Annotated in this window: 1 protein-coding gene and 2 pseudogenes; 2 read left to right on the top strand and 1 reads right to left on the bottom strand. The window is 69.4% G+C overall.

The window, feature by feature from the left end; genetic code table 11:
* Positions 1–335: pseudogene (locus Ae331Ps2_RS32535) on the bottom strand (IS5/IS1182 family transposase); the annotation flags it as partial.
* A gap of 130 nt (positions 336–465) precedes the next feature.
* Between Ae331Ps2_RS32535 and Ae331Ps2_RS11865 the strand changes: the two are divergent.
* Positions 466–957 (top strand): annotated as a pseudogene (locus Ae331Ps2_RS11865) (hypothetical protein); the annotation flags it as partial.
* Positions 954–1,847, top strand: an 894-nt coding sequence (locus Ae331Ps2_RS11870; protein ID WP_217695643.1) for a helitron helicase-like domain-containing protein, incomplete at its 3' end; no start/stop codon positions are given. The pseudogene Ae331Ps2_RS11865 and the gene Ae331Ps2_RS11870, both read left to right, overlap by 4 nt.

Consider the following 1,847-nt stretch of genomic DNA (forward strand, 5'->3'; position numbering starts at 1 on the left):
ATCAGGGTGCCGTCGAGATTCACGTGGGTGTGCCCGGCTGTGCGGGCGGCGAGCAGGGCTCCGTGCAGGCCGGGTGCGGCCGCGGCGAGGACGTCGATGCCTTCGTGCAGGTAACGGTAGGCCGTTGCAGTGCTGATCGCGTTGTCACCGGCCAAACATCGGACCCGGGTAGCATCACAGAACCAGCGGATCACCAGCACTGCCTGGGCGAACGGGGTCAACGCCCGCCGCCGGGTGCCACGTCGACGGCGTTGAAGGACCAGGAGCCGCGCCAGATAGGCCACGGTGCGCTCCCCGATCGGGAGGACAGCGGTGTAGGTGACAGGATCAGACATGCAGGACCTCGGTGACGGTGTCGATCTGTGCTGGACCGAACCGATCTACCGGGGTCCTGCCCCGTTCCCGCTCATCTCACCACCCTCGGCGTGTCGCCACGACCTGCCACCCCGCTACTGAGAACACCTCATTGTAGAGTTCGACGAGATCGGTGCGCTGCTGCGTTACGGCGGGGACCGCAAGACCCGCGAGGCGATCACCGACCGCGTCGCCCTGTTGACGACCCAAGGCCGCGCTCTGGGGTTCACGGTGCGCGGGTATGTGCAGGAACCGACGAAGGACACCGTCCCGGTGCGGGAGTTGTTCCCCCGCCGGATCTGCCTGCGCGTGGCGTCGAAGTCCCACGTGTCGATGGTGCTGGGGGACCAGGCCTACGACCGTGGTGCGTGGGCGAACCGGATCGGTGAAGACGAACCCGGCGTGGGTTATCTGTTCGGCGACGGCATCCGTGAACCCCTTCGTGTCCGGGCCGGGTGGGTGTCCGACGGCGCGGTGAAAGACCTCGAAACGTTCGTCACCCGCACCGCCCCGCCCGCAGATATGGCGGCACCGGCGCTCACCCTGCCCGCCCCCACCGACACCCTGCCCGAGGCCCACCGCAAGATCGGAGACGCCGCATGACCCCCACCGACACGGCGAGCCGGGAGCCGGTCGATCAGGACACGCTCAGCCGGGCACAGAAGGCGATGCTCGCGCTGTCCGACGATGTCGCGGTCCAGCTCGCCGCAGACCACGGGGTGTGTGTCCGCCCTCTGGCGAGGCGGCGGATCGACCAGTCCAGCGGCCGGGTCGAGGTCGTCCCGGTGCCGTGTGGCTCGACCCGGGAAGACCAGTGTGGACCGTGCGCGGACAAAGCCCGACGGCTACGCATGGTCCAGTGCCGCGAAGGCTGGCACCTCGACAACGAACCCATCGTGAAACCGGCCGACCCGACCGACACGCAGAAAGAGTTGATGGCCGCCCGCGCGGACTTCCACGCCGCCTACACCGACTGTCTCGGCGCAGGTGCCGAAGCCGAGTGCGCTGAGATCCGCGAGATCGTCGAGGACATCGACACCGAACTCCGCGCTCTCGGTGTCCGGGGCCGCCTGGCCCCGCTCGACCCGACACCCCAGACCGTGCGCCGCTCCACCCGCCGCCGCCAGGACGCACCCAACCTCCCGCGCCGCCCGGTGGAGGACCGCACCGTGGGCCGGGTGTTCGGCGGGAAGTACCGGCCCTCCACGTTCCTCACCCTCACCCTCGACACCTACGGCCGCGTCGACGGCCACGGCGCCGCCCTCGACCCCGACACCTACGACTACCGCCGGGCGGCGCGGGATGCGATCCACTTCCCGAAACTGCTCGACCGGTTCTGGCAGAACACGCGGCGCTGTGTGGGTTGGGACGTGCAGTACTTCGGCACCGTCGAACCCCAGAAACGCGGAGCACCCCACTTCCACGCCGCCATCCGCGGCACCATCCCCCGCGCCGAACTCCGAGCGATCACCGCTGCGACCTATCACCAGGTG

It is taken from the genome of Pseudonocardia sp. Ae331_Ps2, from assembly GCF_001932405.1.
Classification (GTDB): domain Bacteria; phylum Actinomycetota; class Actinomycetes; order Mycobacteriales; family Pseudonocardiaceae; genus Pseudonocardia.